At 72.0% G+C, this 22,557-nt stretch carries 23 protein-coding genes, 1 tRNA gene and 1 riboswitch; of the genes, 11 read left to right on the forward strand and 13 right to left on the reverse strand.

Translation table 11 applies throughout. The features are described 5' to 3' along the window. The first annotated feature begins 4 nt into the window (after window positions 1–4). Window positions 5–78, forward strand: a tRNA-Met gene (locus tag ACN9M0_RS24390). Between the two features lie 110 nt (window positions 79–188). Here the strand turns inward: ACN9M0_RS24390 and ACN9M0_RS24395 are convergent. After that, entirely contained in the window at window positions 189–608 is a 420-nt protein-coding gene (locus ACN9M0_RS24395; RefSeq protein WP_366040983.1) for a Fur family transcriptional regulator, read from the reverse strand. A 169-nt stretch (window positions 609–777) separates the two neighbouring features. Between ACN9M0_RS24395 and ACN9M0_RS24400 the strand changes: the two genes are divergently transcribed. Then, window positions 778–2,229, forward strand: coding sequence for a catalase (locus ACN9M0_RS24400; protein WP_366040982.1), 1,452 nt, complete (start codon window positions 778–780; stop codon window positions 2,227–2,229). A gap of 75 nt (window positions 2,230–2,304) precedes the next feature. Here ACN9M0_RS24400 and ACN9M0_RS24405 read toward each other — a convergent pair whose 3' ends face one another. Beyond that, window positions 2,305–2,694 carry a CBS domain-containing protein gene (locus ACN9M0_RS24405; protein WP_366040981.1) on the reverse strand — a complete coding sequence of 130 codons (390 nt, stop codon included), beginning with the start codon at window positions 2,692–2,694 and terminating at the stop codon, window positions 2,305–2,307. A 139-nt stretch (window positions 2,695–2,833) separates the two neighbouring features. Then, complete coding sequence (gene hisN / locus ACN9M0_RS24410) at window positions 2,834–3,634, reverse strand: histidinol-phosphatase (RefSeq protein ID WP_366040980.1); 801 nt, start codon at window positions 3,632–3,634, stop codon at window positions 2,834–2,836. A gap of 117 nt (window positions 3,635–3,751) precedes the next feature. Between hisN and ACN9M0_RS24415 the strand changes: the two genes are divergently transcribed. Beyond that, the gene (locus ACN9M0_RS24415) at window positions 3,752–4,387 is read left to right on the forward strand and encodes a TetR/AcrR family transcriptional regulator (protein WP_366040979.1); all 636 of its coding nucleotides are present in this window, start codon (window positions 3,752–3,754) and stop codon (window positions 4,385–4,387) included. On the opposite strand, the gene ACN9M0_RS24420 is transcribed toward ACN9M0_RS24415, so the two are convergent. The 4 genes from ACN9M0_RS24420 to ACN9M0_RS24435 all read right to left on the reverse strand — a co-directional run bounded on the left by ACN9M0_RS24420 (window position 4,279) and on the right by ACN9M0_RS24435 (window position 7,759). Further along, window positions 4,279–4,602, reverse strand: coding sequence for a DMT family transporter (locus ACN9M0_RS24420; RefSeq protein ID WP_017236286.1), 324 nt, complete (start codon window positions 4,600–4,602; stop codon window positions 4,279–4,281). The genes ACN9M0_RS24415 and ACN9M0_RS24420 overlap by 109 nt on opposite strands. A 92-nt stretch (window positions 4,603–4,694) precedes the next feature. Then, window positions 4,695–5,708 carry a ribosome small subunit-dependent GTPase A gene (gene rsgA, locus ACN9M0_RS24425; RefSeq protein WP_366040978.1) on the reverse strand — a complete coding sequence of 338 codons (1,014 nt, stop codon included), beginning with the start codon at window positions 5,706–5,708 and terminating at the stop codon, window positions 4,695–4,697. A 3-nt stretch (window positions 5,709–5,711) separates the two neighbouring features. Further along, window positions 5,712–7,043 (reverse strand): 3-phosphoshikimate 1-carboxyvinyltransferase, encoded by a 1,332-nt coding sequence (gene aroA / locus ACN9M0_RS24430; protein ID WP_426404194.1) that lies wholly within the window; start codon window positions 7,041–7,043, stop codon window positions 5,712–5,714. A gap of 20 nt (window positions 7,044–7,063) precedes the next feature. Beyond that, window positions 7,064–7,759, reverse strand: coding sequence for a M50 family metallopeptidase (locus ACN9M0_RS24435; RefSeq protein ID WP_366040976.1), 696 nt, complete (start codon window positions 7,757–7,759; stop codon window positions 7,064–7,066). Between the two features lie 49 nt (window positions 7,760–7,808). Here ACN9M0_RS24435 and ACN9M0_RS24440 point away from each other — a divergent pair, with 49 nt between their 5' ends. The 8 genes from ACN9M0_RS24440 to def all read left to right on the forward strand — a co-directional run bounded on the left by ACN9M0_RS24440 (window position 7,809) and on the right by def (window position 15,233). Then, the gene (locus ACN9M0_RS24440) at window positions 7,809–8,624 is read left to right on the forward strand and encodes an SOS response-associated peptidase (protein WP_366040975.1); all 816 of its coding nucleotides are present in this window, start codon (window positions 7,809–7,811) and stop codon (window positions 8,622–8,624) included. Between the two features lie 33 nt (window positions 8,625–8,657). Beyond that, the gene (locus ACN9M0_RS24445) at window positions 8,658–9,290 is read left to right on the forward strand and encodes an alpha/beta hydrolase family protein (RefSeq protein ID WP_366040974.1); all 633 of its coding nucleotides are present in this window, start codon (window positions 8,658–8,660) and stop codon (window positions 9,288–9,290) included. 264 nt (window positions 9,291–9,554) lie between these two features. After that, the gene (locus ACN9M0_RS24450; protein WP_352186978.1) at window positions 9,555–10,211 is read left to right on the forward strand and encodes a sigma-70 family RNA polymerase sigma factor; all 657 of its coding nucleotides are present in this window, start codon (window positions 9,555–9,557) and stop codon (window positions 10,209–10,211) included. Next, complete coding sequence (rsrA, locus tag ACN9M0_RS24455) at window positions 10,208–10,525, forward strand: mycothiol system anti-sigma-R factor (protein ID WP_366040973.1); 318 nt, start codon at window positions 10,208–10,210, stop codon at window positions 10,523–10,525. Before ACN9M0_RS24450 ends, rsrA begins: the two co-directional genes overlap by 4 nt. A 145-nt stretch (window positions 10,526–10,670) precedes the next feature. Further along, the gene (locus tag ACN9M0_RS24460; protein WP_426405321.1) at window positions 10,671–12,128 is read left to right on the forward strand and encodes an HD-GYP domain-containing protein; all 1,458 of its coding nucleotides are present in this window, start codon (window positions 10,671–10,673) and stop codon (window positions 12,126–12,128) included. Between the two features lie 32 nt (window positions 12,129–12,160). After that, window positions 12,161–13,474 carry an HD-GYP domain-containing protein gene (locus tag ACN9M0_RS24465; RefSeq protein ID WP_426405322.1) on the forward strand — a complete coding sequence of 438 codons (1,314 nt, stop codon included), beginning with the start codon at window positions 12,161–12,163 and terminating at the stop codon, window positions 13,472–13,474. Between the two features lie 79 nt (window positions 13,475–13,553). Beyond that, window positions 13,554–14,534, forward strand: a complete 981-nt coding sequence (locus tag ACN9M0_RS24470) for a tetratricopeptide repeat protein (protein WP_017236276.1) — start codon at window positions 13,554–13,556, stop codon at window positions 14,532–14,534. Between the two features lie 66 nt (window positions 14,535–14,600). Further along, complete coding sequence (gene def / locus ACN9M0_RS24475; RefSeq protein WP_366040972.1) at window positions 14,601–15,233, forward strand: peptide deformylase; 633 nt, start codon at window positions 14,601–14,603, stop codon at window positions 15,231–15,233. 57 nt (window positions 15,234–15,290) lie between these two features. Here the strand turns inward: def and ACN9M0_RS24480 are convergent, their stop codons facing one another. From ACN9M0_RS24480 to ACN9M0_RS24505, 6 genes are all read right to left on the reverse strand, one after another. Continuing rightward, the gene (locus tag ACN9M0_RS24480) at window positions 15,291–16,304 is read right to left on the reverse strand and encodes a ribonucleotide-diphosphate reductase subunit beta (RefSeq protein ID WP_366040971.1); all 1,014 of its coding nucleotides are present in this window, start codon (window positions 16,302–16,304) and stop codon (window positions 15,291–15,293) included. Beyond that, complete coding sequence (locus tag ACN9M0_RS24485) at window positions 16,304–18,658, reverse strand: ribonucleoside-diphosphate reductase subunit alpha (RefSeq protein ID WP_366040970.1); 2,355 nt, start codon at window positions 18,656–18,658, stop codon at window positions 16,304–16,306. The genes ACN9M0_RS24480 and ACN9M0_RS24485 overlap by 1 nt, the downstream gene beginning before the upstream one ends. A gap of 131 nt (window positions 18,659–18,789) precedes the next feature. Beyond that, window positions 18,790–18,912: riboswitch (cobalamin riboswitch) on the reverse strand. A gap of 55 nt (window positions 18,913–18,967) precedes the next feature. Further along, complete coding sequence (locus ACN9M0_RS24490; RefSeq protein ID WP_366040969.1) at window positions 18,968–19,468, reverse strand: GNAT family N-acetyltransferase; 501 nt, start codon at window positions 19,466–19,468, stop codon at window positions 18,968–18,970. Window positions 19,469–19,542: 74 nt separating this feature from the next. Continuing rightward, a complete protein-coding gene (gene mctP / locus ACN9M0_RS24495; protein ID WP_366040968.1) occupies window positions 19,543–21,171 on the reverse strand; it encodes a monocarboxylate uptake permease MctP in 1,629 nt (542 codons plus the stop codon). Then, on the reverse strand, window positions 21,168–21,431 hold the full coding sequence (locus tag ACN9M0_RS24500; protein WP_366040967.1) for a DUF3311 domain-containing protein: 264 nt from the start codon (window positions 21,429–21,431) through the stop codon (window positions 21,168–21,170). Before ACN9M0_RS24500 ends, mctP begins: the two co-directional genes overlap by 4 nt. Window positions 21,432–21,566: 135 nt before the next feature. Further along, a complete protein-coding gene (locus ACN9M0_RS24505; RefSeq protein ID WP_366040966.1) occupies window positions 21,567–22,550 on the reverse strand; it encodes a LuxR C-terminal-related transcriptional regulator in 984 nt (327 codons plus the stop codon). Between the last annotated feature and the right edge of the window lie 7 nt (window positions 22,551–22,557).

The following is a 22,557-nucleotide window of genomic DNA, read 5'->3' on the forward strand; positions in this document are numbered from 1 at the left end:
CCGACGCGGGGTGGAGCAGCTCGGTAGCTCGCTGGGCTCATAACCCAGAGGTCGCAGGTTCAAATCCTGTCCCCGCTACTCAGTAGCAAACGAAGGCCCGGATCCTTGTGGATCCGGGCCTTCGTCGTGTGCCCGTCTGCACGACGCGAGGAAGCCCCCGCCGGAGCGGGGGCTTCCTCGGAGGGTCGTCAGGCCGTCGTCGCGCAGCTCGGGCAGATGCCCCGGTAGGTGACCTCGACGTTCGAGATGGTGAAGCCGAAGCGCTCGGTGTCCGGGAGGTCCGCCAGCGGGTCGCCGGCCGGGTGCACGTCGCGGATCGCGCCGCAGCGGCCGCAGACCAGGTGCTGGTGGGGCCGGTGGGCGTTGGGGTCGTACCGCTTGGCGCGGCCGTCGGTCGCGACCTCCATGACCTCGCCGAGGGTGACCATCTCGCCCAGCGTGTTGTACACGGTCGCGCGCGAGATCTCCGGCAGCCGCGTCACGGCGCGCGCGTGGACCTCGTCGGCGGTCAGGTGTACGTGGTCCCCGTCGAGGACCTCGGCCACGACGCGCCGCTGCGCGGTCATTCGCCAGCCGCGTCCGCGCAGTCGTTCCAACAGGTCACTCATGGGGGCCAGCCTAACAGCCGGGGGAGCGGGGTCCCGAACTGGTGTGACTTTGGAACTTCACTTGACTTGGACATTGTCCATTGTAGGATCGAGACCGGCATTGGCCAAGGCTCTGTCCAAGGGTCGTGGCCGAGGACAGGACTCGCAGGAACTCACGCAGGAGGCGCACGTGACGCAGGGACCGCTCACCACGGAGGCCGGGGCTCCGGTCGCCGACAACCAGAACAGCGAGACCGCGGGCGTCGGCGGTCCGGTCCTCGTCCAGGACCAGCTCCTCCTGGAGAAGCTCGCCCACTTCAACCGTGAGCGCATCCCGGAGCGCGTGGTCCACGCGCGCGGTGCGGGCGCCTACGGCACCTTCACGCTGACCCGCGACGTGTCCCGGTGGACGCGCGCCAAGTTCCTCTCCGAGGTCGGCAAGGAGACCGAGACCTTCCTGCGCTTCTCCACCGTCGCGGGCAACCTCGGCGCGGCGGACGCGGTGCGCGACCCCCGTGGCTGGGCGCTGAAGTTCTACACCGAGGAGGGCAACTACGACCTCGTCGGCAACAACACCCCGGTGTTCTTCATCAAGGACGCCATCAAGTTCCCCGACTTCATCCACACCCAGAAGCGCGACCCGTACAGCGGCTCGCAGGAGGCGGACAACGTCTGGGACTTCTGGGGCCTCTCCCCGGAGTCGACCCACCAGGTCACCTGGCTCTTCGGTGACCGCGGCATCCCCGCCTCGTACCGCCACATGAACGGCTACGGCTCGCACACGTTCCAGTGGAACAACGAGGCCGGCGAGGTCTTCTGGGTCAAGTACCACTTCAAGACCGACCAGGGCATCAAGAACCTCACCCAGGACGAGGCCAACCGCCTCGCCGGCGAGGACCCGGACTCGCACCAGCGCGACCTGCGCGAGGCCATCGAGCGCGGCGACTTCCCCAGCTGGACCGTACAGGTCCAGATCATGCCCGCGGCCGACGCGGCGGACTACCGCTTCAACCCGTTCGACCTCACCAAGGTGTGGCCGCACGAGGACTACCCGCCGATCGAGATCGGAAAGCTGGAGCTCAACCGCAACCCGGAGAACATCTTCGCCGAGGTCGAGCAGTCGATCTTCAGTCCCGCGCACTTCGTGCCGGGCATCGGCCCCTCTCCGGACAAGATGCTCCAGGGCCGTCTCTTCGCCTACGGCGACGCCCACCGCTACCGCGTCGGCATCAACGCCGACCACCTTCCGGTGAACCGCCCGCACGCCACCGAGGCGCGCACCCACTCCCGTGACGGCTTCCTCTACGACGGCCGCCACAAGGGCGCGAAGAACTACGAGCCGAACAGCTTCGGCGGCCCGCACCAGACCGACCGGCCGCTCTGGGTCGGCTCCGCCGTCACCGGCGCGACCGGCGACCACGCCGCCCCCTCGCACGCCGAGGACAACGACTTCGTACAGGCGGGCGACCTCTACCGCCTGATGTCCGAGGACGAGAAGGGCCGTCTCGTCGGGAACCTGGCCGGGTTCATCGCCAAGGTCTCCCGCGACGACATCGCCGAGCGGGCGATCGCCAACTTCCGCCAGGCGGACGGTGACTTCGGCAAGCGGCTGGAGGCCGCGGTCCAGGCCCTGCGCGGCTGAGGGCGCTTGCCGTAGGTAGGGGGCGGGCCGGACTCCGTACGCGGAGTCCGGCCCGCTCTCGCGTTCCGGGGGCGGCTATCCGGCGACGCTGTGCACCGGGATCCAGCAGCGGATGATGTCGCGTACGGAGACGATGCCGACGGGGCCCCGGTCGTCGAGGACGACGAGGTGGCGGAAGCCGCCGTGCGTCATGGCCTCGGCCGCCTCCGCCAGGGTCCAGGCGGGCGCGGCGAACACGACGTCGCGCGTGGTGTGGGCGCCGGCGGTCTCCCGGTCGGGATCCTGGTCCCGGGCGAGGGAGTTGAGGATGTCGCGCTCGGTGAGGATGCCGAGCCCGCCGGCTTCGGTGTCGAGCACGACGGCCGCGCCGACGCGGCGCGCCGACATCAGCCTGGCCGCCTGGCGGAGAGTGTGGGCGGGGCCGATGGTGAGGACCACGGTGCTCATGGCGTCACGGACGAGCATGGGCGGAGCCACCTCCTTGGTGAAGCCTTCAAGAAGAAGGAATTCACAAGTTCACAAGTGGGGGGACTCTCAGGGTGGCACCGGGGGGACGGGTCGACAAGGGGGCGCGCGAAGCGTCCCCGGGGAGCGTCGGAGGCGCTCAGCCCTCCTGGTTCAGGTAGCTCAGCAGCTCGCCGTGGAGCAGGCCGTTCGACGCCGCCGCGTTCCCGCTGTGCGGGCCGTGCCGCCCGTCCAGGCCCGTGTACGTGCCACCGGCCTCCTGGACCACGACCGCGACCGCCGCCATGTCCCACAGCGACAGCTCGGGCTCGGCGCAGATGTCCACGGAACCCTCGGCGACCATCATGTACGGCCAGAAGTCGCCGTACGCCCGGGTCCGCCAGCACGCGCGCGTGAGGTCGAGGAAGCCGTCGAGGCGGCCCTGCTCCTCCCAGCCGCTCAGCGAGGAGTACGCGAAGGAGGCGTCCGACAGGGACGCGACCTTCGAGACGCCCAGCCGGGTCGCCGAGGCCAGGCTGCGGCCGGTGTACGCGCCGAGGCCCTTCGCCGCCCACCAGCGCCGGCCGAGCGCCGGGGCGGACACCACGCCCACCACCGGCTGGAACCCGGTCTCCCCGGCCTCCATGAGCGCGATCAGGGTCGCCCAGACCGGCACCCCGCGCACGTAGTTCTTCGTGCCGTCGATCGGGTCGATCACCCAGCGGCGCGGACCCGAGCCCTCCACGCCGTACTCCTCGCCGAGGATCGCGTCGCGCGGCCTGGCGCGCTGGAGCTGCCCGCGGATCAGCTCCTCCGCCGCCTTGTCGGCCTCGCTCACCGGAGTCATGTCCGGCTTCGTCTCGACCTGGAGGTCGAGCGCCTGGAATCGGTCCATGGTGGCCGCGTCGGCGGCATCCGCGAGGACGTGGGCGAGACGCAGATCATCGTGGTAGTCGGCCATGGTCGGCACTCTATCCCCGAGGTGCGGACGCGCGGAGAACCGTCCACCGGAGCCCCTTGACAGGGTGGGGGCGCCTGTCGACGCTGAGCGGAGAACCGTTCCCTCCCGGAGGTGAGGATGGCGAACGCCCGAGAGGCCCTGCTCGACGCCGCGCTCGCCGCGCTCGCGCACCGCCCCTGGTCCGCCGTGCGGATGGCCGAGCTCGCCGCCGCCGCCCGGGTCTCCCGGCAGACGCTCTACAACGAGTTCGGCAGCAAGGAGGGGCTGGCCCGCGCCCTCGTCCGCAGGGAGGCCGACGCCTACCTCCAGGGCGTACGGCGACTGCTCGCCGCCCCCGCCCCGCCCGAACGGAACCTCGTGGCCGTCGCCGAGTGGATCGTCGCCCGCGCCGCCGTCCGCCCGATACTGCGGGCCCTGCTCACCGGCGCCTGGAACGAGCGCCTGCCCCAGCCCCGGCCGGTCCGGCCCGGAGCCCGGCTCGCCCCCGTCCCCGCCCAGCGGCGCGCCGACGCCGGGCCGCCCGCTCCCGGCGAGCTCGTGGCGGAGACCGCGGCCTGCGCGGGGGAGCGCTGGGCGGCCGGCTGCGAGGTGGCCGTACGGATCGCCCTCAGCCATGTCGTCGCACCGGCCCTGCCGGTGACCCCTCAGTGCGCCGAGCCGGAGAGCTGGAGCCCGATGACCCCCGCGATCACCAGGCTGATCGAGACGATCTTGAGCGTGGAGACCACATCACCGAGGAAGACCATCCCGTAGATCGCCGTCCCGGCCGCGCCGATCCCCGTCCACACCGCGTACGCAGGACCCACGTCGAGCTTCCGCAGCGCGAGCGTGAGGAGACCGAAGCTGCCCAGGGCGAAGGCCGCGAAGGCGATCGTCGGCCACAGTCGGGTGAATCCGTGCGAGAGCTTCAGGCAGACCGCGAACCCCGTCTCCAGGATCCCCGCGATCACCACCAGCAGCCACGCCATCGTCAGTGCCTCCCACGCCGTCGGTGACTGCTTCGTCTCACTTGGTGCGATTATGCACTTACCGGCAGTGAGTGGGTGCAAACGCAGGCGGCTCAGTCGCCCTCGCGTCGCTCCCGGGTCGCGAGCAGCCGCCGCAGCGAGAACAGCCGCGCCGGATCGGCGTGCCCCTCCGCCACATACGCGTCGAGCGCGCAGTCCGGCTCGTCATGACTGCACGCGCGCGGGCAGTTCTCCGTGCCCGGCACGAGATCGGGGAAGGCGAGGATCACCCGGGACGGGTCGACGTGGTGCAGACCGAAGGAGCGGACGCCCGGGGTGTCGATGACCCAGCCGCCCTCCTTGTCGTCGAGCGGCAGCGCGAGCGCCGAGGTGGTGGTGTGCCGGCCGCGGCCGGTGACCGCGTTGACGACACCCGTGGTGCGCCGCCGGTCGGCCGGCACCAGGGCGTTCACCAGGGTCGTCTTGCCGACGCCGGAGTGGCCGACGAACGCGGTGGTCCGCCCCTTGAGGTGCTCGTGGACCCGCTCGGCGGCGACCCCGTCGACGAACTCGTCGCGGGTGGTCACCACATGGGGCACGCCGAGCGCGCCGTACATCTCCAGGAGCGCGTCCGCGGGGGCCAGGTCCGACTTGGTCAGGACGAGCAGCGGGGACAGCCCGCCGTCGTACGCCGCCACCAGACAGCGGTCGATCAGCCGGGGCCGCGGCTCGGGGTCGGCGAGCGCGGTGACGATCGCGAGCTGGTCGGCGTTGGCGACGACCACCCGCTCGTACGGGTCGTCGTCGTCGGCCGTGCGCCGGAGCACCGAGCTGCGCTCGCCGATCCGCACGATCCGGGCCAGGGTGTCCTTCTCGCCGGAGAGGTCGCCGACGAGGGAGACCCGGTCGCCGACGACGGCGGCCTTGCGGCCCAGCTCGCGCGCCTTCATCGCGGTCACCGCCCGGTCGTCGACCAGGACGGTCAGCCGGCCGCGGTCGACGGTGAGGACCATGCCCTCGACGGCGTCCTCGTGCTTCGGACGGATGGTGGTGCGGGGACGGGTGCCCTTGCGGTTGGGCCGCTGGCGGATGTCGTCCTCGTCGGTGTGCTTGCCGTAGCGCCGCATGGTTCAGACCCCGAGCATTTCGGTCCACATCGTCGGGAAGTCCGGCAAGGTCTTCGCCGTCGTCGCCACGTCCTCGATCTCCACGCCCTCGACCGCGAGGCCGATGATCGCGCCCGCCGTCGCCATGCGGTGGTCGTGGTACGTGTGGAAGACCCCGCCGTGCAGCGGGCGCGGGCGGATGTGGAGGCCGTCCTCGGTCTCGGTCACGTCGCCGCCCAGCTCGTTGATCTCCTTGGTGAGCGCCGCGAGCCGGTCCGTCTCGTGCAGACGGAGGTGGGCGACCCCGCGCAGGGTCGAGGGGGAGTCGGCGAGGGCCGCGACCGCCGCGATGCCGGGGGTCAGTTCGCCGACCTCGCCCAGGTCCACGTCGATGCCGTGGATCCGGCCCGTGCCGGTGAAGGTCAGGCCCGCGTCGGTGAGTTCGCAGGAGCCACCCATCTCGGTGAAGATCCGCCGCAGCTCGTCGCCCGGCTGGGTGGTCCGCTCCGGCCAGTCCGGGACCGTCACCCGGCCGCCCGTCACCAGGGCCGCCGCCAGGAACGGCTGGGTGTTCGACAGGTCGGGCTCGACGACGAGGTCCCGACCGCGCAGCGCGGAGGGCGCCACGCGCCACACGTTCGGGGCGCCGCCGTGCTCCGGCTCGTCGACCTGGGCGCCGACCGCGCGCAGCATGTCGACCGTCATCCGGATGTGGGGGAGCGAGGGGAGCCGGCTGCCCACGTGCCGCACCTCGACGCCCTGGTTGAAGCGGGGCGCGGAGAGCAGCAGGGCGCTGACGAACTGGGAGGACGAGGAGGCGTCGATCTCGACCGTGCCGCCGTCCAGACCGCCGCCGCCGTGCACGGTCAGGGGCAGCGCGCCCCGGCCGTCGTCGTCGATCCGGGCGCCGAGCGCGCGCAGCGCGTCGATCACGCCGTGCAGCGGGCGCTCGTGGGAGCGGGGGTCGCCGTCGAAGCGCACCGGGCCGTCGGCGAGCGCCGCGACCGGAGGCAGGAAGCGCATGACCGTGCCCGCGTTGCCGACGTCGACGGTCGCGGGGCCGCGCAGCGGGGACGGGATGATCCGCCAGGCCTCGCCGGAGCCCTCGGGGCCGACGCCCTCCTCGATCTTCACGCCGAGGGTACGGAGCGCCTCGGCCATCAGGAGGGTGTCGCGGGAGCGCAGCGGCCGCCGCAGCCAGCCGGGCTCGGCGGCGAGCGCGGCGAGGACCAGGGCGCGGTTGGTGACCGACTTCGATCCGGGCACGGTGACGGTCGCGTCGACGGCACCGCGGGCGTACGGGGCGGGCCAGAGGTCGGTGGGCGGGTCGGTGTGCGCGGAAGCTGCTGCGGTCATGGACTCACTGTACGGGGGAGTCAGATGCCCAGGAGCCAGCGACCGCCGCCGATCAGGGCGGTGATCGCGACCGCGTGGAAGAAGAAGAGCCACACCCCGGCGGGCACGTGGGTGAGCCGTGAGAGCTGGTCGGCGTCCGAGTCGGGGGCGCCGCCGTGGCGGCGCTTCGCCTGGAGCTCGAAGGCCGGGCGGACACCGCCGAGGAGCAGGAACCAGACCACCGCGTAGGCGAAGACCGACTGGACGTCGGGGCCGGTCAGCCAGGAGACGAGGAGGAACGCGGCGCCCGTCAGGAGGACGGTGAGGACCCCGTACGCGTTGCGGACCATCACCAGCATCGCGAGCAGCAGGGCGGTCGCGATCCACAGCAGCAGGGTGACGTGGCCCGTGCCGAGCAGGGCGGCGCCGCCGAGACCGAGCAGCGGGGCCGCCGGGTAGCCGGCGGCGAGGGTGAGGACCACACCCGTGCCGGTCGGCCGGCCCCGGGTCACGGTGAGTCCGCTGGTGTCCGAGTGCAGCCGGATCGCCTCCAGGCGGCGGCCGGTGGCGAGGGCGACGAGCCCGTGGCCGCCCTCGTGGGCGATGGTGATCGCGTTGCGGGCCAGGAGCCAGACGCGGCGCGGCACGGTGACGGCGAGGGCGGCGACGCCGGTGGCGATCACCAGCCACTCGGCCGGGGCGGCCTGCGGGCTGAGGAGGTCGATCGCGAAGTCCATCTTTCGGGCCGCTCCTCGGAGGGTCGGGGATCGTGGCAGTGTGGCACGTATGTGCGGACGGTATGCATCGAGTCGGCGACCCGAGGACCTCGTCGGTCTCTTCGGGGTCGAGAAGTGGGAGCCGGAGGAGACCCTGGCCCCCGACTGGAACGTGGCGCCCACCAAAGAGGTCTGGGCCGTTCTGGAGCGTCCTGTGAAAGACGCCGGATCCCCGCGCCCGGTTCGCCAGCTGCGCGCGCTGAAATGGGGCCTCGTGCCGTCCTGGGCGAAGTCGCCCGAGGGCGCCGCCCGGATGATCAACGCGCGCGCGGAGACCGTGGACGAGAAGCCCTCCTTCAAGCGCGCCTTCCAGTCGCGCCGGTGCATCCTGCCCGCCGACGGCTACTACGAGTGGGTGACCGGCGCCGCCGAGCGCGACCTGGAGGTCGAGGGCAAGAAGAAGCGGCCCCGGAAGCAGCCGTACTTCGTGACCCCGGCGGACGGCTCCGTCTTCGCGATGGCCGGGCTCTACGAGTTCTGGCGGGACCGCACCCTGCCCTCCGAGCACCCCTCCGCCTGGTGGGTGACCTGCTCGGTCGTCACCACCGAGGCCGAGACCGGCCCGCTGGGCGTCGCCCCCGCCGAGGGCCCGCGTACGCTCGCCGACATCCACCCCCGGATGCCGCTCATGCTGACGGAGGACCGCTGGGACGCCTGGCTGGATCCGGCGCGCACCGACCCCGAGGAGCTGCGCGGACTCCTCGCCCCGCCGCCCGGGGGCCTGATGCGGGCCTACCCGGTCGCGACCGCCGTCAGCAACGTCCGCAACAACGGCCCCGAACTGCTGGAGGAGCTGTCGGGACCGGAAGTCGGCACCCTCTTCTGACGCGCGAGCCGCACCGGACGGCAGGATGGGGACGTGACACAGTACGAGACCGTTTCCACCGACGCCGGTGAGGCACGCATCACGTGGCGCGCGGGGACGAAGCCGTGGGCCGTCCTCGCCCTCGGGCACGGCGCCGGCGGCGGCGTCGAGGCCCGCGACCTCCAGGCCCTCGCCGGGGCGCTGCCCGCGCACGGCGTGACCGTCGCCCTCGTCGAGCAGCCCTGGCGGGTCGCCGGCAAGAAGGTCGCGCCCGCGCCCAAGACCCTCGACACCGGCTGGCGCGGTCTCTGGCCGGCCCTCGCGAAGCCCGGCCTCCCGGTGATCGCGGGCGGCCGCAGCGCCGGCGCCCGGGTCGCCTGCCGGACCGGACGGGAGCTGGGCGCGCTCGCCGTCCTCGCCCTGAGCTTCCCGCTCCACCCGCCGGGCAGGCCCGAGAAGTCCCGCGCCGAGGAGCTGCTCTCCACCGGCCTGCCCACCCTCGTCGTGCAGGGCGGCAACGACCCCTTCGGCCGGCCGGGGGAGTACCCGGAAGGCCCGTACGAACTCCTGGAGATCCCGCACGGCGACCACGGCTTCGCCGTCCCCAAGCGCGCCCCGCTCGGCCAGGACGAGGCCCTCGCCCTCCTGGTGGACGGGGTCGTCGAGTGGATCTCCGCGCTCCGCTGACCCGCGCCCCGCACCGGGCCTCCGTACCGGGAATGTTGAGCGGGGGACCACTGTTGTGGAGAGCGTCGGTGTGAGAGCAAGGAAGAGGGAGTCCGTCGCATGGGTTCGACCATCTGCCCGGAGCGTGCGCAGGCCGCTGACCTCGACTGGACAGTGCTGCCCGCGCCCAAGGCCACCCCTATTCGGGCGGCGGGCGGAGCGGTTCCTCGTCTATCCTCCGAAACGAGCGGGTCCGCCCTCGGGCTCGCCGCCGCGCTGGAGGAGGTGGGTCCGGTCACTGGGACCGACACAGGGACCGACGACGGCCCCGAGGAGACGACCGCGGAGCGCAACGCGCGCTTCGAGCGGGACGCCCTCGGCTACCTCGACCAGATGTACTCGGCCGCGCTGCGCATGACGCGCAACCCCGCGGACGCGGAGGACCTGGTGCAGGAGACCTACGCCAAGGCGTACGGATCCTTCCACCAGTTCCGTGAGGGCACCAACCTCAAGGCGTGGCTGTACCGCATCCTCACGAACACCTTCATCAACTCGTACCGCAAGAAGCAGCGTGAGCCCCAGCGCAGCGCCGCCGAGGAGATCGAGGACTGGCAGCTCGCCCGCGCCGAGTCGCACATGTCGACCGGTCTGCGCTCCGCCGAGTCGCAGGCGCTCGACCACCTTCCCGACTCGGACGTGAAGGAAGCGCTCCAGGCGATTCCCGAGGAGTTCCGCATCGCCGTCTATCTCGCCGATGTCGAGGGCTTTGCGTACAAGGAGATCGCGGACATCATGGGGACACCCATCGGTACGGTGATGTCCCGACTGCACCGGGGCCGCCGCCAGCTGCGCGGCATGCTCGAGGACTACGCTCGCGACCGCGGGCTGGTTCCCGCGGGCGCCGGAGAGTCGTCGAACGATCTGAAAGGCTCGGGCTCATGAGCTGCGGAGAGCCGCACGAGACGGATTGCTCAGAGGTCCTGGATCATCTTTACGAGTTCCTCGACCATGAGATGCCCGACAGTGACTGCACCAAGTTCGAGGTGCACTTCGAGGAGTGCTCCCCGTGCCTGGAGAAGTACGGCCTGGAGCAGGCGGTGAAGAAGCTCGTCAAGCGCTGCTGCGGCAGTGACGACGTCCCCACCGACCTGCGCGCCAAGGTCATGGGCCGGATCGACCTGATCCGCGCCGGACACCTGGTGCCCGAGCAGGACATCACGGTGAGCGCCCCGACGACACCGGCCCCGCAGGAGTAGCACCCCTCTCCCGTACCCGGGGAACGAGGCCGTCGCGATCGGTTCGCGGCGGCCTCGCGCATATATCAGCTTGTATCACCCGATGGTGCGAATCACTGGCACCGGGCCGCCCCCGGCCGCCCAACTCGCTAGCGTGACGGGCGTGATGGGCGTCAACGGCATTCCGCGAGCGGCCCGCGGGTACATCGGCTGCGCGCTGCTCGGCGCCGGGGCGTGCACCCTGCCCGCGCTGCGCCCAGGCGCCGCCGTCCCCTGGGGCACGGTCGCCCTCCTCGCGGCCCTGTACGCGCTCTGCGAGCTGCCCGCCCGCTGCCGCCTCATCGGTCGCGCCCTCGGCGGCTCCGTCCCCATGGGCACCGGCTCCTTCTTCCCCGTCCTCCTCGCCGCCGCACTGCTCCTGCCGCCCGCCGCCGCCGCGCTCACCGCGGTCCCCGGCAGCCTCCTCGCCCGCGTCGAGGAAGCCCCCGCCGCGCCCCGCCGCGCCTGGCGGGCCGCCGCCACCACCCTCGCCGTCTGGGCCGCCGCCCTCACCGCCGGCGCCCTCGGCGGCCCCACCGCCCTCGGCCGCGGCCCGGACGCCCCCGACCTGCCGTACGCCCTGCTGCCCGCGGGCGCCGCCGCCCTCGCCTTCTGCCTGGTCCTCACCGCCCTCGACGGCGGCATCCGGGCCACCGCCGGCGGACTCCCCCTCCGGGCCGCCTGGCGCGGCCTCCTCGGCCGGGCACTCGCCCCGCACACCGTCCACGGACTCGCCGGACTGATGATGGCCGTCCTCTGGCGCAGCACGTACGGGCCGATCGCGGCGCTCTTCGTCCTGCTGCCCATGTACATCTCCTGCTGGGTCTTCGCCCAGTACCACCGCGAACGCGCCGCCCACCAGGCCACCATCCGGGCCCTCGTCCAGGCCGTCGACATCAAGGACCGGTACACCCGCGGCCACAGCGAACGCGTCGGCCACGCCTCCGTCCTGATCGCCCGTGAGCTCGGCATGGCCGAGGACCGCCTCGACGTCGTCCGCTTCGCCGGCATCCTGCACGACGTCGGCAAACTCGGCGTCCCCACCCGGGTGCTCCGCAAGGACGGGCCCCTCACCCCCGAGGAGCGCCGGGTCATCGAACTGCACCCCGAGTACGGCCACGAGATGGTCCGCGGCATCGGCTTCCTCGGCGAGGCGCGGGCCGCGATCCTCCACCACCACGAACGCATGGACGGCAGCGGCTACCCGTACGGGCTCCGCGGGGACCAGATCCCCGAGTTCGCCCGGGTCGTGGCCGTCGCCGACGCCTTCGACGCCATGACCTCCACCCGCTCCTACAGCCGGGCCCGCCCGGTGCCCACCGCCCTCGCCGAACTGCAGCGCTGCGCCAGCACCCAGTTCGACCCCCGGATGGTCGCCGCCCTCGCCCACGCCCTGGACCGGCACGGCTGGCAGCCCGCCGTCACCGCCGACGAGGCCCTGCCGGGCCCGGCCGGCGCGCACGTGCCCCCGCCGCGCGAAGTGGACCCGAAACCGGCCGACGGCCCCACCGGGCCGGCGGAAGACGCCGCGCCGCCCGCCTGCACGGACGTGCCCCTGACCGCCAGACCGAAGGAGCGCGCGTGAGGCCCGGTCCACGCCTGAGGATCGGGCCACGCCTGAGGCCCGGGGCGCTCACCGTCGGCGCCGTGCACGGCGCGGCGCTCCTCCTCGGCCTCGCCGGCTTCGGCCACACCCTCTGGCACGGCATCGACGAACCCGGCAACGCCCTCGCCTTCGGCACCCTCATCACCCTCGGCGAGCTCGCCCGCTGGGGCTCCGCACCCGGCGCGGGGGCACCTCCCGTCCGCGAAGCACCAGGAGGGAGCGAGCCCGCACCGCTCTCCGCCGCCGGAGCCCTCGCCTACGCCCTGCTCGGGACCAGCGCCGGCAACGCCACCACCCACGGCGTCCTCCAGACCGTCGCCGTCGTCGTCGCCGCGGGCCTCGCCGGGATCGTCCCGCACATCGCCCGGGGCCGGGGCCCCGGCCCCGACCACCTCGCCCGCCGCGTCCTCACCGTCGGCTTCGCAGCGCTCTGCTTCCAGCCCCTCTACAACTCGGGCGCCGTCACCGAGCACCTCGGCCAGGGCCCCGAGTACGCCCTCTTCCCGGTCCTCCTGCTCCTCCTGACCGCCCTGTGCGACGCCGTACTCGGCGCCCTCGTCCTGCGCGCCCGCACCGGCTTCCCGTACGGCCCCCTCCTGCGCGACGAACTCCGCGCCCTCCTCGGCATCGGCTCCGCCGTCTGCGCCACCGGCACCGTCATGGCGCTCGGCGTCGCCGCCGCCGGACTGTGGGCCCTGCCCGTGCTCGCCGTCCCGCTCCTGCTCACCCAGGTCTCCTTCCGTCGGTACGCGGCCGTGCGGACCGTCAACCGGCAGACCATCGCCTCCCTCGCCCGCGCCACCGAGATCGCCGGCTGCACCCCGCCCGGCCACGCCCGCCGGGTCGCCGCCCTCAGCGCGGCCGTCGGGCGTGAGCTCGGCCTCTCCGGGGCCGAGCTCACCGTCCTGGAGCAGGCGGCGCTCATGCACGACATCGGGCAGCTGTCCCTCGTCGACCCGGTCGCCGACGGTGCCACCGCCCTCCTGCCCGCCGAGGAGCAGCGCCGGATCGCGCTCCTGGGCGCCGAGGTCGTCCGCAGGACCGGGGTCCCCGAGGCCGTCGCCGTCGTCGTGGAGCGGCAGGCCGACCCGTACCGCGAGCAGCCGCCGGCCGCCCGGATCGTCCGGGCCGTGAACGCCTACGACGACCTCGCGGGCGCCGGAGCGGGCAAGGGCGCGGGCGAGGGGGCGGTCGCCGCCCTCGGCGCCCTGGAGCGGCTCAGGCTGGGCACCGCCCGCGACTATCACCCGGATGTCGTCGAATGCCTGGCCAGGGTCCTGGCACGGGGCGGAACCGCTGGGGTGACCTCCGCGGTCCCTGGGTAACCCATGGGTAATGAGCGCGCGTCCGACCGGGCATGGTTGGATGCGAACAAGAGGGTGAAGCGACCGGCAGGCGGGAATCGTGAAGATCTTCGGGAAGGTACGGCATCGGCCCTCCGCCTCGTGGCGGCAGGCCACCGACCGCGCGTTCACGCTGATCGGCGACGGCCGGTACGAGGACGCGGGCGCACTCCTGACGCGCGCGGCGGACCTGGAGCCCTGGCTCTCGGAGTCCTGGTTCAACCTGGCGCTGCTGCACAAGTTCCGGCACGACTGGGAGCAGGCGCGGGCCGCCGGGCTGCGCGCCGTCGCGCTCCTCGACAAGGAGACCGGCGCCCCCGACTGGTGGAACGTGGGCATCGCCGCCACCGCCCTCCAGGACTGGCCGCTGGCCCGCCGCGCCTGGCAGGCGTACGGCCTCAAGGTGCCCGGCGCCGCCGCCGGCACCGGTGAGCCCGCCGGCATGGAGCTGGGCAGCGCCGCCGTCCGCCTCTCGCCCGAGGGCGAGGCCGAGGTCGTGTGGGGCCGCCGGCTCGACCCGGCCCGGATCGAGGTCCTCTCCATCCCGCTGCCGTCCTCCGGCCGCCGCTGGGGCGAGGTCGTCCTCCACGACGGCGTGCCGAACGGCGAGCGGACCACCACCGCCGGCCCCTCCTACCCGGTCTTCGACGAGATCGAGCTGTGGGCGCCCTCGCCCGTCCCCACCTGGGTCGTCCTCCTGGAGGCCGCCACCGAGGCCGACCGGGACGCCCTGGAGCAGCTGGCCGCCGAGGCCGGTTTCGCCGCCGAGGACTGGTCGTCCTCCGTGCGGCTGCTCTGCCGTGCCTGCTCCGAGTCGACCATGCCGAGCGCCGAGGGCGAGGGCGAGCACTCCGACCCGCACGACCACAGCGAGCCGGGGCACCCCGGGCCGCTCGGCCACCGCTCGCCGGGCGAGTTGTGGGTCCCGGAGCGGGAGTGCGGCATCGCCGCCCCGGCGGGCCTGGTGCGGGGACTCCTCGACGGGTGGGTGGCGGACAGCCCGGACAGCCGCGAGTGGCGTGATCTGGAAGAGGTCTGCTGATCGTCTGCCCCCAGCCCCGTAGGCTGTCTTCGACGGAATCGGGTTTTCAGAAGGGCGCGGCCGGACATGGCGCAGCAGGAGACGGACGAGCAGACGATCAACGACGGCTTCGTCGTGGACACGGAGGACTGCGAGGCGCGTGAGCTCGCCTACCGCGAGCGCGGCACGGCCCGCCCGATCACGGTCGTCGGCAACCCCGTCCTCCACCGCGAGTGCAAGGACGTCACCGAGTTCGACGACGAGCTCGCGCAGCTCATCGACGACATGTTCGCCAGCCAGAAGGCCGCCGAGGGCGTGGGCCTCGCCGCGAACCAGATCGGTGTGGACCTCAAGGTCTTCGTCTACGACTGCCCCGACGACGAGGGCGTCCGGCACACCGGTGTCGTGATCAACCCGGTCCTCCAGGAGCTCCCGGCCGAGCTGCGCGTCCTGGACGAGTCCAACGAGGGCTGCCTGTCCGTGCCGACGGCGTACGCCGAGCTGGCGCGCCCCGACTACGCGGAGGTCCACGGCCAGGACGCCCAGGGCAACCCGATCAAGGTGCGCGGCACCGGCTACTTCGCCCGCTGCCTCCAGCACGAGACGGACCACCTGTACGGCTTCCTGTACATCGACAAGCTGTCGAAGCGTGACCGCAAGGACGCCCTGCGCCAGATGGAAGAGGGCACCCCGCGCTACGAGACGGTCCCCAACGCCTGACCCCATGACGAAGGGCCCCGCACTCCGAGGAGTGCGGGGCCCTTCGCCGTACCGGCCTTAGAAGTCCTCGTCGAGGTCCACCGAGCCCTCGACCGCCACCTGGTAGGCGGACGGGCGGCGTTCGAAGAAGTTGGTCAGTTCCTGGACGCCCTGGAGCTCCATGAACGCGAACGGGTTCTCCGAGCCGTACACCGGCGGGAAGCCGAGGCGCTGGAGGCGCTGGTCGGCGACGCACTGGAGGTACTCGCGCATCGACTCGGTGTTCATGCCCGGCAGTCCGTCGCCGCACAGGTCGCGGCCGAACTGCAGCTCCGCCTCGACGGCCTCCTTCAGCATGTCCGTGACCTGCTGCTGGAGCGCGTCGTCGAAGAGCTCCGGCTCCTCCTTGCGGACGGTGTCCACGACCTCGAAGGCGAAGTTCATGTGCATCGTCTCGTCCCGGAACACCCAGTTGGTGCCGGTCGCCAGGCCGTGCAGCAGGCCGCGGGAGCGGAACCAGTACACGTACGCGAAGGCGCCGTAGAAGAACAGGCCCTCGATGCACGCCGCGAAGCAGATCAGGTTCAGCAGGAAGCGGCGGCGGTCGGCGGCCGTCTCCAGCTTCTCGATCTTCTCGACCGAGTCCATCCACTTGAAGCAGAACTGCGCCTTCTCGCGGATGGAGGGGATCTCCTCGACCGCGTCGAAGGCCGCCGCGCGGTCGGCCGGGTCGGGCAGGTAGGTGTCGAGCAGCGTCAGATAGAACTGGACGTGGACCGCTTCCTCGAAGAGCTGACGGCTCAGGTACAGCCGCGCCTCCGGGGAGTTGATGTGCTTGTAGAGCGTCAGCACCAGGTTGTTCGACACGATCGAGTCGCCCGTCGCGAAGAACGCGACCAGCCGGCCGATCATGTGCTGCTCACCGGGGGTGAGCTTGGCGAGGTCGGCGACGTCCGAGTGGAGGTCGACCTCCTCCACGGTCCAGGTGTTCTTGATGGCGTCCCGGTAGCGCTCGTAGAAGTCCGGGTAGCGCATGGGACGGAGCGTGAGCTCGAAGCCCGGATCCAGGAGGTTCTTCTTCTCGGTACTCATTACTGGCAGGCCTCGCAGGACTCGGGGTTTTCCAGGGAGCAGGCGACGGCGTCCGCGTCGGGGGCCGCCTGCTGGACGGGGATCGGGGCGGCGGCCTGTGCCGCGCGGGCGATCCGGGTCGCCGGGCGGGAGCGCAGGTAGTACGTCGTCTTCAGGCCCTGCTTCCAGGCGTACGCGTACATCGACGACAGCTTGCCGATCGTCGGCGTCTCCATGAACAGGTTCAGCGACTGCGACTGGTCCAGGAACGGGGTCCGGTCGGCGGCCATGTCGATGAGGCCGCGCTGCGGGATCTCCCAGGCCGTGCGGTACAGCTCGCGCACCTCGGCCGGGACCCAGGTGAAGCCGGCGACCGAGCCGTTGGCGTCGCGCAGCGCCTCGCGGGTCTGCGCGTCCCACACGCCGAGCTTCTTCAGCTCGTCGACGAGGTACGAGTTGACCTGGAGGAACTCGCCGGACAGCGTCTCGCGCTTGAACAGGTTGGAGACCTGCGGCTCGATGCACTCGTAGACGCCCGCGATCGAGGCGATCGTCGCGGTCGGCGCGATGGCGAGGAGGAGGCTGTTGCGCATGCCGACGGCGGCGATGCGCTCGCGCAGCGCGGCCCAGCGCTCCGGCCAGTTGAGCTCCACGTCGTAGTGGTCGGGGTGCAGCACGCCCCGCGCGGTGCGGGTCTTGTCCCAGGCGGGGAGCGGGCCGCTGCGCTCGGCGAGGTCGGCGGACGCCTCGTACGCCGCCAGCATGATCCGCTCGGCGATCCGGGTGGACAGCGCGCGCGCCTCGGGGGAGTCGAACGGCAGCTTCAGCTGGAAGAAGACGTCCTGGAGGCCCATCGCGCCCAGGCCGACCGGGCGCCAGCGGGCGTTGGAACGCCCGGCCTGCTCGGTCGGGTAGAAGTTGATGTCGACGACCCGGTCGAGGAAGGTGACGGCCGTGCGGACGGTCTCGTCCAGGCGCTCCCAGTCGATGTCCGAACCCGACACGAAGGCGCCCAGGTTGACCGAGCCCAGGTTGCAGACCGCGGTCTCACCGTCGTTCGTGACCTCGATGATCTCGGTGCACAGGTTCGAGGAGTGGACGACCGTGCCGGGCTCGGCCGTCTGGTTCGCGGTCCGGTTGGACGCGTCCTTGAAGGTCATCCAGCCGTTGCCGGTCTGCGCGAGGGTCCGCATCATCCGGCCGTACAGGTCGCGGGCCGGCATCGTCTTGCGGGCCAGGCCCGCCGCCTCGGCCTTGCGGTAGGCGGCGTCGAACTCCTCGCCGTACAGGTCGACGAGCTCGGGCACGTCCGCCGGGGAGAACAGCGACCACTCGGCGTCGGCGTTGACCCGGCGCATGAACTCGTCCGGGATCCAGTGCGCCAGGTTCAGGTTGTGCGTACGGCGCTGGTCCTCGCCCGTGTTGTCGCGGAGCTCCAGGAACTCCTCGATGTCCGCGTGCCAGGTCTCCAGGTAGACCGCGGCGGCGCCCTTGCGGCGGCCGCCCTGGTTCACGGCGGCGACGGAGGCGTCGAGGGTCTTCAGGAACGGCACGATGCCGTTGGAGTGCCCGTTGGTGCCGCGGATCAGCGAACCGCGGGCGCGGATGCGGGAGTAGGAGAGGCCGATGCCGCCCGCGTGCTTCGAGAGGCGCGCGACCTGGTGGTAGCGGTCGTAGATGGAGTCCAGCTCGTCCTGCGGGGAGTCCAGGAGGTAGCAGGAGGACATCTGCGGGTGGCGGGTGCCGGAGTTGAAGAGCGTGGGGGAGGACGGCAGGTAGTCCAGACGGCTCATCAGGCCGTACAGCGCGGCCACCTCGTCGAGCGCGCGCACCGAGTCGTCCTCGGCCAGGCCGGAGGCGACGCGCAGCATGAAGTGCTGCGGGGTCTCGACGACCTTGCGGGTGATCGGGTGGCGCAGCAGGTAGCGCGAGTAGAGGGTGCGCAGACCGAAGTAGCCGAAGCGGTCGTCGCCGGCCGCGTCGATCGTCGCGTCGAGCCGCTCCGCGTGCAGCGCGACGAACTCGGCGGTGCGGTCGGCGATCAGGCCCTCGCGGTGACCGACGGCGACGGAGGCCGAGAAGCAGACGGCGCCCTGGCCGGCCGCCTCGTCGGCGATGGTGATCGTGAGGAGCCGGGCGGCGAGCCGGGAGTACGCCGGGTCGTCGGCGATCAGACCGGCGGCCGCCTCCGTGGCCAGCTCGCGCAGCTCCGCCTCGTCCGACGTGGCGCTGCGGCCGCGCAGCGCGGCGGCGGCGACCTTGCCGGGGTCGGTGTCCGGGAGGTCGGCGGTGAGATCGGTCAGGGTCCGCAGGAGTACGGTCCCGGGTCCGTCGGTCTCGATCGCTGCGGCCGGATCGGCGGGCGCGATGGTCACGTGGGGGCTCTCCCTCGCTCGGCTCGGGGCCAGGGCGGGGAGGCGGGAACGGGGCGGCCGTACGCACGGCGGCACCGCGTCCACCGACCCAACTCCGCGAGGCCCGGACGTCTGTGGCACCCGGACCGGACGGACCGGGCGCGCTGCCGGCAGGTCCTCGGACTCACCCCGTACGAAACCGCACGAAGCACACCGTTGCGGGACAGTTCCGGATTCGCGCCGGATTCCCCTGCGTCGACAGCGAGCATGAGCATACATGTGGGGGGCGCCGCTCGTGGCACCCCCCACATGTTGTGTCGGTCCCGGCAGTCACAGCTCCAGGGCGTACGTCAGCAGAGAGTGGTCGGGGATCGGCTGCCAGTCCCGGTCCGGGGTGCGGACGAAGCCCATCCGCTCGTAGATCCGGTGCGCCGAGACCATCTTCGAGTCCGTGGAGAGCACGAGCCGCGCGCACTCCGGCAGGGCCCTCGCCCGGTCCACGCACGCGCGTACGAGCGCCTCCCCGACGCCCCTGCCGCGGGCCCCGGGTGCCACCACGAGCATCCGGAACTCGGCCTCGCCGGTGACGCCGATGTCCGCCCAGGTGGTGCCGCCGGGGGCGAAGGTCACCCCGCCGATGATCCCGCCCTCCGCGTCGACGGCGACGAGCACCTCGCTCTCGCGCGCCCGCCGGGCCGTGTCGCGGAGCACGTCCAGATAGAAGTCGTCCTCGCCGTGCAGCAGCAGCCCGTCGTTCAGATAGGTCAGCCCGGTCAGGTCGCCGAGCTCCTCGTACTCCTCGGGCCGTACCGCCCTGATCGTGAAGTCCATGCGCCCCAGTCTGCCTCCGCCGCACGCGAAGGGGCCCGGAGTTTCTCCGGGCCCCTCTGGTGCGCGTCCGTGGGTCAGTGCACCGCGGCGCCGACCGTCGGGAGGTCCTTGACCCCGGCGTCGCCCGCGTCCGCCGTGTAGTCCTCCGGGGAGGTCTCGTCGACGCCCTCGGGGGCCTTGACGGCCTTGAGGACGAAGGTCAGGACGACCGTGACGACGACGTTGAGCACGAAGGAGGTGAGACCGATGTAGCCGATCTCGCCGATGCCCGGGATCTCGGCGGAGGAGCCGCCGAAGTGCTTCTGGGTCGGGCTGGCGACGCCGTACGCGGCGAGCGTGCCGTAGACCATGCCGACGGCCCAGCCGGCGAGCAGCGCCCAGCGGTGGAACCAGCGGGTGAAGAGACCGCCGACGAGCGACGGGAAGGTCTGCAGGATCCAGATGCCGCCGAGCAGCTGGAAGTTGATCGCGACCGTCTTGTCCATGGTCAGGACGAAGACGAGCGCGCCGACCTTCACCAGGAGGGACACCAGCTTGGAGACCTTGGTCTCCTGGGCCGGGGTGGCGTCCGGCTTGATGAAGTCCTTGTAGATGTTGCGGGTGAAGAGGTTGGCCGCGGCGATCGACATGATCGCGGCCGGGACGAGCGCGCCGATGCCGATCGCGGCGAACGCGACGCCCGCGAACCAGTCGGGGAACATGGTCTCGAAGAGCTGCGGGATGGCGAGCTGGCCGTTCTTGACCTTGATCCCGGCGGCGATCGCCATGAAGCCGAGCAGCGCGAGCAGGCCCAGCATCAGCGAGTACAGCGGCAGGATCGTGGTGTTGCGGCGGATGACGTTGCGGCTCCGGGACGACAGCGTCGCCGTGATGGAGTGCGGGTACATGAAGAGCGCGAGCGCCGAGCCGAGCGCGAGCGTCGCGTACGTCCACTGGCCCGCCTCGCCGGGCACGAGCGCGCCCTTCGGCTTGCCGGTGGCCGGGTTGACCGTCGCGTACGCCTCGCCGGCCTTGGCGAAGATCTCGTCGAAGCCGCCCAGCTTGATCGGGATGTAGATGATCGCCACCGCGATGACGATGTAGATCAGGGTGTCCTTGACGAAGGCGATGAGCGCCGGGGCGCGCAGGCCGGAGGAGTACGTGTACGCCGCGAGGACACCGAAGGCGATGAGCAGGGGCAGGTCCTTGACGAACCAGTTGGTGCCCTCGCCGCCGCCGACGCCCATCACGTCCAGGACGGCCTGGATGCCGACGAGCTGGAGCGCGATGTACGGCATGGTGGCGAGGATGCCGGTGACCGCCACCGCGAGCGAGAGGCCCTTGGAACCGAAGCGGCCGCGCACGAAGTCGGAGGTGGTGACGTATCCGTGCTTGTGCGAGACCGACCAGAGGCGCGGCAGGAAGGTGAAGATCAGCGGGTACACCAGGATCGTGTACGGCACGGCGAAGAAGCCGGCCGCGCCCGCCGCGTAGATGGCCGCGGGGACGGCGACGAAGGTGTACGCCGTGTAGAGGTCGCCGCCGAGCAGGAACCAGGTGACCCAGGTGCCGAACGAGCGGCCGCCCAGACCCCATTCGTCGAGGCTGTGCTCGTTCTCGGCCTTGCGCCAGCGCGCGGCCAGGAAGCCCATGACCGTGACGGCCAGGAAGAAGAAGACGAAGACGCCGAGCGCCACGCCGTTCACGCCGGTCACGTCCTTCATCGCGCGTCACCTCCCTTGCGGGCACGCTGGTCCAGCTGCCACAGCTTGTACGCGACCATGGTGAGCACCGTGGAGATCAGCACCCAGAGCATCTGGTACCAGTAGAAGAACGGGATGCCGGCGAAGAGCGGTTCGACCTTCGCGTAGGAGCTCACCCAGAGCATCGCCACGAACGGGGCGAACAGGCAGAGCGCGATCACCACCCGCAGGGCTGTGATGGTCGGTTGTTTCCCTTGTGTCGCATCTGGCGTGTCTGACATGGCGATTCCCGTCCCCTCGCTGATCACCTCGGTAATGCTGGGGAAATCTAGGGGACTGCTCCCGTGCTGGGAACCCCTGTCCGCATAACGGAAGCGATTCTTCGGGGCTTCGTCGGAGCCGGCCCCCTCGCCGCTTCAGAGCCAGCCCTCCTTCGCCGCCCGCACGCCCGCCTCGAACCGGCTGCGCGCGCCCAGGCGGTTCATCAGCTCCGAGCTCATCCGGCGGACGGTCCGCAGCGAGACCCCGAGCCGCCGGGCCGCGATGTCGTCCGTGCAGCCGATGCCCAGGAGCATCAGCAACTCCCGCTCCTGCGGGGAGAGGTCGTGCGCGTCGCGGCGCGGGGCCTCGCCGAAGGGGGTGCCCGCGTCCCACAGCCGGTCGAAGAGCACCACGAGCGCGTGGACCAGGCCGGGGCTGCGCACTTCGAGCGCGCCCGCGCGGCCGTCCTCCGGGTCGACGGGGACGAGCGCGGCCTCGCGGTCGACGATCACCATGAGCATCGGGACCACGGGCACGGTCCGCGCCTCGCCGCCGAGGTCGCAGTACCAGCGCACGTACTCGACGGTCGGCGGGTCGTTGCGGAAGCTCTCCTGGTAGATCGAGCGGATCTTCACCCCGCGCTCCAGGGCGAGTTGGTCGAGCGGCTGGCTCGCGTCCATGGTGTCCGGGAGCTGGGCGCCGCCGGGCAGCAGCGAGAGGCACTCGGTGCGGGCGTTCGCGGCCAGGTCCTCCAGCCGTTCGCGGACCTGGTCGAGTCCCGTGATGCGGTCCACGAGGTCGTGCCGGACGCCCGGTTCGGGGCAGTCGGCGTACGAGGCGAGGATGCCGGCCACGGCCCGGCCCGCCTGCTCGACCTGGCGCTTGCGCTTGCTCAGCTCGGCCTCGGCGCGGGAGAGCAGGAAGGAGAAGCCGACGTCCGGGTTGAAGGGTTCGGCCTGGCCCGAGGAGTCGTCCATGAGGACGAGCTTGAGGTCCGCGAGACAGGCGAGAGCCTCGCGGACCTCCGGTTCGGGGCGGCCCAGATGGGCGGCCATCTCCGTCACGTCGTACTCGGGCCGCTCCAGGAGCAGGCGGTAGACGGCCTCCGTCGACTCCTTTATGCCGAGCGCCTCCAGCATCAGGTAT

The sequence above is a fragment of the Streptomyces sp. R-07 genome (assembly GCF_049913175.1).
GTDB lineage: Bacteria > Actinomycetota > Actinomycetes > Streptomycetales > Streptomycetaceae > Streptomyces.